Source organism: Roseisolibacter sp. H3M3-2, assembly GCF_029211165.1.
In the GTDB taxonomy this organism is placed as follows: Bacteria; Gemmatimonadota; Gemmatimonadetes; order Gemmatimonadales; family Gemmatimonadaceae; genus Roseisolibacter.
This window is the reverse complement of sequence record NZ_JARGEK010000273.1, coordinates 1-6,833: the sequence shown is the minus strand read 5'-3', so window position 1 is coordinate 6,833 and position 6,833 is coordinate 1. Positions and strand designations below refer to the sequence as shown.

The window sequence follows — 6,833 nt, the reverse complement described above, 5'->3', positions numbered from 1 at the left end:
GGCCGCGGCCACGCAGGCCTCGCCGACCAACCCGGCGCTCGCGCAGGGGGTGGCCGCCGACAGCGCCTCGCTCGCCGCGCAGGCGCCCGCCGCCGCGGCCGCGCCGGGCTACACCTACCCGGCCGACCGGCTGCCGCGCCACATCCGCCCGAGCACGCCGATCCCGGCCGACATCGGGCGCATCAGCGACGCCGTGCTGGCCGCGGGCGACCCGGAGCGCGGGAAGCAGGTCTACTCGACGCAGTCGTGCATCGGGTGCCACTACGTCAACGGCAACCCGTCGTCGCTCGGCAGGATCGGGCCGAACCTCACGCACTTCGGCTCGCGCAACACGCTCGGCGCGGGGCTCTTCCCCAACGACGCGCGGACCCTGGCCTACTGGATCAAGAACACGCGGAAGATGAAGCCCGGCGTCGTCATGCCGACGCTCGGCCTCAACGAGTACGATCCGGTGACCAAGATGCAGGTGAAGCAGGGCGGGCTGACCGACCAGCAGATCGCCGACATCGTCGCCTACCTCCAGGCCCTGAAGTAAGGGAGCCCGACACCGCATGGCTACCACCGTCGCAGCGCCGGCGTACGCGCCCGCCCACTCCGAGGAGGCGACCGGCCTCTGGAGCTGGCTGACCACCGTCGATCACAAGCGGATCGGCATCCTGTACCTGTTCACCAGCCTGTTCTTCTTCGTCTGGGGGGGCGTCGAGGCCGCGATCATCCGCGCGCAGCTCGCGGCGCCCAACCTGAACGTCGTGTCGGCGGACACGTACAACCAGATCTTCACGATGCACGGCACCACGATGGTGTTCCTCGCCATCATGCCGCTGTCCGCCGCCTTCTTCAACCTGCTCATCCCGCTCCAGGTCGGGGCCCGCGACGTCGCCTTCCCGCGGCTCAACGCGTTCTCGTACTGGATCTACCTGCTCGGCGGCATCTTCATCTCGCTGCCGGTGTTCTTCCACGCCGCGCCCGACGGCGGCTGGTTCGGCTACACCCCGCTGACGACGAAGGCCCACAGCCCGGGCATCAACATCGACTTCTGGGTCATCGGCCTGCAGATCCTCGGCATCAGCACGCTCGCGGCGTCGTTCAATTTCATCACGACGATCGTGAACATGCGGGCCCCTGGGATGAACATGATGCGCATGCCCATGTTCACCTGGAACACGTTCGTCGTGCAGTTCCTGGTGCTGCTGGCCTTCCCGGTCATCACGATCGCGCTCCAGTTCCTGATCTTCGACCGGTTCTTCGGCACCAACTTCTACACCACCGCCGCGGGCGCCGACCCGCTGCTCTGGCAGCACCTGTTCTGGATCTTCGGGCACCCCGAGGTCTACATCCTCATCCTGCCCGCCTTCGGCCTCGTCTCGGAGGTGATCCCGACCTTCAGCCGCAAGCCGATCTTCGGCTACCCGGTGATGGTCTACGCCACGGTGCTGATCGGCTTCCTCGGCTTCGGCGTCTGGGCGCACCACATGTTCTCGGTCGGCATGGGCCCGATCGCCGACTCGGTGTTCTCGCTGACGACGATGCTGATCGCCATCCCGACCGGCGTGAAGATCTTCAACTGGATCTCCACGATGTGGGGCGGCGCGCTGAACTTCACGACGGCCATGAAGTTCGCCGTCGCGCTGGTCGGCATGTTCACCGTCGGCGGCATCTCGGGCGTCATGCACTCCTCGCCCCCGGCCGACCTGCAGCAGACCGACACGTACTTCATCGTCGCCCACTTCCACTACGTGCTGTTCGGCGGCTCGATGTTCGGCCTGTTCGCCGGCGTGTACCACTACTTCCCGAAGTTCTCCGGCCGCCTGATGAGCGAGAAGCTCGGCAACTGGAGCTTCTGGATCATGTTCCTCGGGATGAACCTCACGTTCTTCCCCATGCACTACTCGGGGCTGCTCGGCATGCCCCGCCGCATCTACACGTACGACGCCGACCAGGGCTACACCCTGTTCAACCAGCTGTCGACGCTCGGCACGACGATCCTCATCGTCGGCATCGCGCTCACGCTCCACAACCTCGGCCGCTCCTGGCGGAAGGGGGAGCGCGCGGGGAACGACCCGTGGGGCGCCGGCACGCTCGAGTGGTCGATCCCGAGCCCGCCGCCCGACTACAACTTCGCCGAGCTGCCGAACGTCACCTCGCGCTACCCGCTGTGGGACGTGAAGGCGCCGGAGCTCACCCGCGAGGTCCCGCACACCGAGGCCGGCGACCGCCGCCTGGGGATCGGCGGCCCGCAGGCGGTGACGAACGGCCACGAGATGGGCGAGGTGCACGTCAACCCGACCGCCGGCAGCGCGCACGCCGGCGAGGGGGCCCCGGTCATGGCGAACGCCGCCGCGTCGGCGCGCCGCCTCCCGACCGCCAAGGAGCTCGGCATCCCGATGCCGAACCCCTCGATCATGCCGCTCGTCTGCGCCACGGGCGTGGTCGTGATGTTCTGCGGCCTGCTCTTCCTCGGGAAGAGCATGGCGACCGGCGTCGGCATCATGATCCTCGGCGCGCTCTGGTGGGTCGCGTCGCTGTACAACTGGCTCACCACCCCGCTCGAGGACGCGCACTGAGATGGCGACCGTGGACACCGCCGCGCCCAACGCGGCGCCCGCGCACACCGGCGGGCACTACACGACCACCGGGCTCGACAACCGGAAGATCGCCATCTGGGCGTTCATCGGGTCCGAGTGCATGCTCTTCACGTCGCTCATCTCGACGTACCTGATCTACAAGGGGCGGTCGCTCGTCGGGCCGTTCCCCCACGAGCAGTGGACCGACCCCGCCACGGGGAAGGTCTTCCCCGCGATCCTCGACATCCCGGTCACCTCGGCCTCGACGTTCGTCCTCCTCATGTCGTCGCTCGCCATGGTGCTGGCGCACGACGCGGTGGTGAACGCCGACAACCCGAACCGGAAGTCGTGGCAGAGCTCCAAGCTGTGGCTCGGGATGACCGCGCTGCTGGGCGCCGTCTTCCTCGGCTTCCAGGCGTACGAGTTCACCTCGTTCGTCCACGAGGGGCTGACGATCCGCACCAACCTGTTCGGCTCGTCGTTCTTCACGCTCACGGGGTTCCACGGCGCGCACGTGACGGCCGGCGTGATCTGGCTGCTCTCGCTGCTGGCGATCGACTTCAAGCGCGGGCTCACCCCGCGCGACGAGCTGGCCGTCGACATGGCCGCGCTCTACTGGCACTTCGTCGACGTCGTGTGGATCGTGATCTTCACGCTCGTGTACCTCATCCAGTAGGCGACGACCCATGGCCCACGAACCCCGCAACACGGCCACGGGGCACGCCCCCGACGCGCACCACCACCCGCACCACCCGAGCGCCGGCACCTACGTCAAGGTCGGCCTGCTGCTCACGGTCATCACGATCATCGAGGTCTACGCCTACTACGTCCCGGCGTGGGTCGCGCACTGGTCGTTCGTGCCCTCGCTGCTGATCATGTCGGCGGTGAAGTTCCTGATCGTGGTGTCGGTGTACATGCACCTCAAGTACGACCACCGGCTGTTCCGCGCGCTGTTCGTCGGCCCGTTCGTCGTGGCCGCGCTGACGCTGATCGGCCTCATGTTCCTGTTCGGCCACCTGTCGATCCGGCTCGGCCTCCTGGCCTGAGCCGGACGGCCGGCCCGCCCGACGACGCGGCTGCGCGCCCCCCGGGCCCGCGGCCGCGTCGCAGTTCGGAGGACCCCGCATGCCCGTCCCGCCCCTGCTCCCCGCGCTTGCCCTGCTGCACCCGGTGGCGCAGCTCGGGTCCGAGTTCTCGGTGCACGCCAGCACCGCGATCGGCATCGCCGCCCTGGCGGCGCTCTACCTCTGGCGCGCCCGCGCCGGCGCCCCCGCCGCCGCGCCGACGCCCGCCCAGCGGCTGTCGTTCTTCGCCGGCCTCGCCGTGCTCTTCCTGGCCCTCAACGGCCCGGTGCACGACCTGAGCGACGTCTACCTGTTCAGCGCCCACATGGTCCAGCACCTGGCGCTGCAGCTGGTCGTCGTGCCGCTCGTGCTGCTCGGCGTGCCGGGCGCCATGCTGCGCCCCGCCCTGCGCGTCCGCTGGGTGCGCGCGGCCGCGTCGCGCGTCGCCCGCCCGGCGTGGTGCTTCGCGCTCTTCAACCTGGTGATGGCGGGGTGGCACCTGCCGCCCCTCTACAACTTCGCGCTCGCGCACCACGGCGTGCACATCGCGCAGCACCTGACCTTCCTGGTCGCGTCGACGCTGATGTGGTGGCCGATCCTCGGCTCGCTGCCGGAGCTGCCGCGCCTCTCGTACCCGGCGCAGATCCTCTACTGCTTCCTGCTGACGATCCCGATGTCGATCGTCTCGGTCTACATCACCTACGCCGACCGCGTGCTCTACCCGGCGTACGCGATCGCGCCGCGGGTGCTCGGGATCTCGCCGCTCGAGGACCAGCGGATGGGCGGGCTGATCATGTGGGTGCCGGGCGGGATCTACTTCATGCTCGTGATGACGGTCGTCTTCTTCCGCTGGACGGCGCGCGGGTCGGCGGACGACGTGGCGGGGGCGCAGGTCCCGGCGTGACGACCCACCTCGTGACGGGGGGCGCGGGCTTCATCGGCTCCGCGCTCGTCCGCCGGCTCCTCGCCGACCCCGGCGCGACGGTCGTCACCCTCGACAAGCTCACCTACGCCGGCAACCTCGACTCGCTCGGCGACGCGCTGCGCCACCCGCGGCACCGCTTCGAGCGCGCCGACGTCGCCGACGCCGACGCCGTCGCCCGCGTCCTGGCGACGCACCGCCCCGACGTCGTCTACCACCTGGCCGCCGAGTCGCACGTCGACCGGTCGATCGACGGGCCGGGGGCGTTCGTCGAGACCAACGTCGTCGGCACGTACGTCCTGCTGCACGAGGCCCGCCGCCACTGGGCGTCGCTCGACGGCGACGCGCGCGCGCGCTTCCGCCTCGTCCACGTCTCCACCGACGAGGTGTTCGGCTCGCTCGGCGCCGACGGCGCGTTCACCGAGGACAGCCCGTACGACCCCAGCTCCCCGTACTCGGCGAGCAAGGCGGCGTCCGACCACCTCGCGCGCGCGTGGCACCGCACCTACGGGCTGCCGGTGCTGGTGACGAACTGCTCGAACAACTACGGCCCGTACCAGTTCCCCGAGAAGCTGATCCCGCTCACGATCCTCAACGCGCTCGCCGGGGAGCGGCTGCCGGTGTACGGGCGCGGCGAGAACGTGCGCGACTGGCTGTTCGTCGAGGACCACGCCGAGGCGCTGGCGGCGGCGGGGGCGCGCGGCGCGCCGGGTGCCACCTACCTCGTCGGCGGGCGCGCCGAGCGGCGCAACCTCGACGTCGTGCGCGCGATCTGCGCGCTGGTCGACGAGCTGGCCCCCGACGCCGCCATCGGCCCGCGCGAGGCGCTCGTCACCTTCGTCGCCGACCGCCCCGGCCACGACCAGCGCTACGCGATCGACCCGTCGCGCACCGAGCGCGCCCTCGACTGGCGCCCGCGCGAGACCTTCGAGTCGGGGCTGCGCCGCACCGTCGCCTGGTACCTCGAGAACCGCGACTGGTGGGAGCGCGTGCGGTCGGGGGTGTACCGGGGCGAGCGCCTCGGCCTCGCGCAAGTCTGAGCCGCGCTGCGGGCGGCGGGCTGCGGGCTGCGGGTTCTGAATCCGCAGCCCGCAGCCCGCCGCCCGCAGCGCCCTCAGAACGCCGGCCCGAGCAGCAGCGCGTTCAGCACCATCCGGTCCCACGCCCGCCACCACCCGCGGAACGTCGGGTCGTGCCCGAACAGCACGACGTGCCCCGCGCCGAGCGGCTCCTCGAGCACCAGGGCGGCGTTGCGCATCAGCCGCTCGGTGTTCCCCGGCCACTGGAAGCCCGCGCGGTGGATCGGCCCGCGCCCCGGGAAGACGGCGACGTTCGTCCCCTCGCGCGACAGCCGGAAGAAGGTGTCGCCGGTGACCAGCGCGGTGAGGCGCGGCTGCTCGTAGCCGTAGGTCAGCCAGTGCGTGCGGTCGAGCACCACGTCGAAGTGGCTCCCCGGCAGCGCCTCGACCGCGTCGGGGGTCGCGCCGGGGCTCGTGACCGCGAGCAGCTCGCGCGCCTCCGAGGCCGAGTCGGCGCCGGCGCGCGCCGCGCGCGCGGAGTCGGCGCGCCCCGCCGTGTCGGGCTTCGTGTCGGCGCCCACGCGGCGCGCCGTCGTGAGCCCCACGTCCTCGCGCGCCGCCCACGCCGCCGCGTTCCCCATCGCGACCAGCGTGCCGCCCGCGCGCACCCACGCCTTGAGGCGCTCCACCGCGTCCTTGTCCACGAACTGCCCGACGCCGTACGCGTCGGGGATCACGACGACGTCGAAGCGCGACAGCGCCCCCGGCATCGCGCGCCAGTTGAGGTGCGTGAAGTCGACGCCGTAGCGGCGGTCGAGCGTCCACCAGAGCGCGCCGAACGCGGTCTGCGACACCCCCTCGTCGCCGACGACCGCCACGCGCGGGCGGCGCAGCGCCACCACCTCCTCGGCGCCGATGCCGAGGCGCGCGCGCTCGGTGAAGGCGCTGGCGACCGGCGTCACCTCGACCCCCGCCTCGCGGGCCAGCCGGTCGACCAGCGCGTGCACGGAGGTGTCGTTGCGCGAGGTGCGCACCACGAACGTGCCGCGCGGCCAGAGGCGGCCGCCCGCCTCCGTGCTGTCGGTGACCACCGTGACGCGCACCCCGTGCGCGAGCAGCTGCCAGGCGAGGCGCGACGCGTTGGCGCGCTCGGGGCCGAAGACGTAGCCGCTCTGCGCGCGCGTCCCGCCGGTCCCGCCGCCGGCCAGCCGCACGCGCAGCGTCTCGGCGCCCGGCACCGCCGCGGCCAAGGTCGTCGCGGCGG

The 6,833-nt window shown here is 71.5% G+C and carries 7 protein-coding genes; 6 read left to right on the top strand and 1 reads right to left on the bottom strand.

The genetic code is table 11. The annotated features are described in order from the left end of the window. From PYV61_RS18555 to rfbB, 6 genes are all read left to right on the top strand, one after another. A partial coding sequence (locus tag PYV61_RS18555; RefSeq protein ID WP_275834369.1) for a cytochrome c occupies positions 1-535 on the top strand: 535 nt, incomplete at its 5' end. A gap of 16 nt (positions 536-551) precedes the next feature. Beyond that, positions 552-2,564, top strand: a complete 2,013-nt coding sequence (gene ctaD, locus PYV61_RS18550; protein WP_275834367.1) for a cytochrome c oxidase subunit I — start codon at positions 552-554, stop codon at positions 2,562-2,564. A gap of 10 nt (positions 2,565-2,574) precedes the next feature. Beyond that, a complete protein-coding gene (locus tag PYV61_RS18545; protein WP_275834365.1) occupies positions 2,575-3,240 on the top strand; it encodes a cytochrome c oxidase subunit 3 in 666 nt (221 codons plus the stop codon). Between the two features lie 10 nt (positions 3,241-3,250). After that, the gene (locus PYV61_RS18540; RefSeq protein ID WP_275834363.1) at positions 3,251-3,610 is read left to right on the top strand and encodes a cytochrome C oxidase subunit IV family protein; all 360 of its coding nucleotides are present in this window, start codon (positions 3,251-3,253) and stop codon (positions 3,608-3,610) included. Positions 3,611-3,689: 79 nt separating this feature from the next. Continuing rightward, positions 3,690-4,532, top strand: a complete 843-nt coding sequence (locus PYV61_RS18535) for a cytochrome c oxidase assembly protein (protein ID WP_275834361.1) — start codon at positions 3,690-3,692, stop codon at positions 4,530-4,532. Further along, a complete protein-coding gene (gene rfbB, locus PYV61_RS18530) occupies positions 4,529-5,590 on the top strand; it encodes a dTDP-glucose 4,6-dehydratase (RefSeq protein WP_275834359.1) in 1,062 nt (353 codons plus the stop codon). Before PYV61_RS18535 ends, rfbB begins: the two co-directional genes overlap by 4 nt. 74 nt (positions 5,591-5,664) lie before the next feature. Here the strand turns inward: rfbB and PYV61_RS18525 are convergent. Then, positions 5,665-6,833 (bottom strand): hypothetical protein (locus PYV61_RS18525; protein ID WP_275834357.1); only part of this gene is annotated, 1,169 nt, incomplete at its 5' end.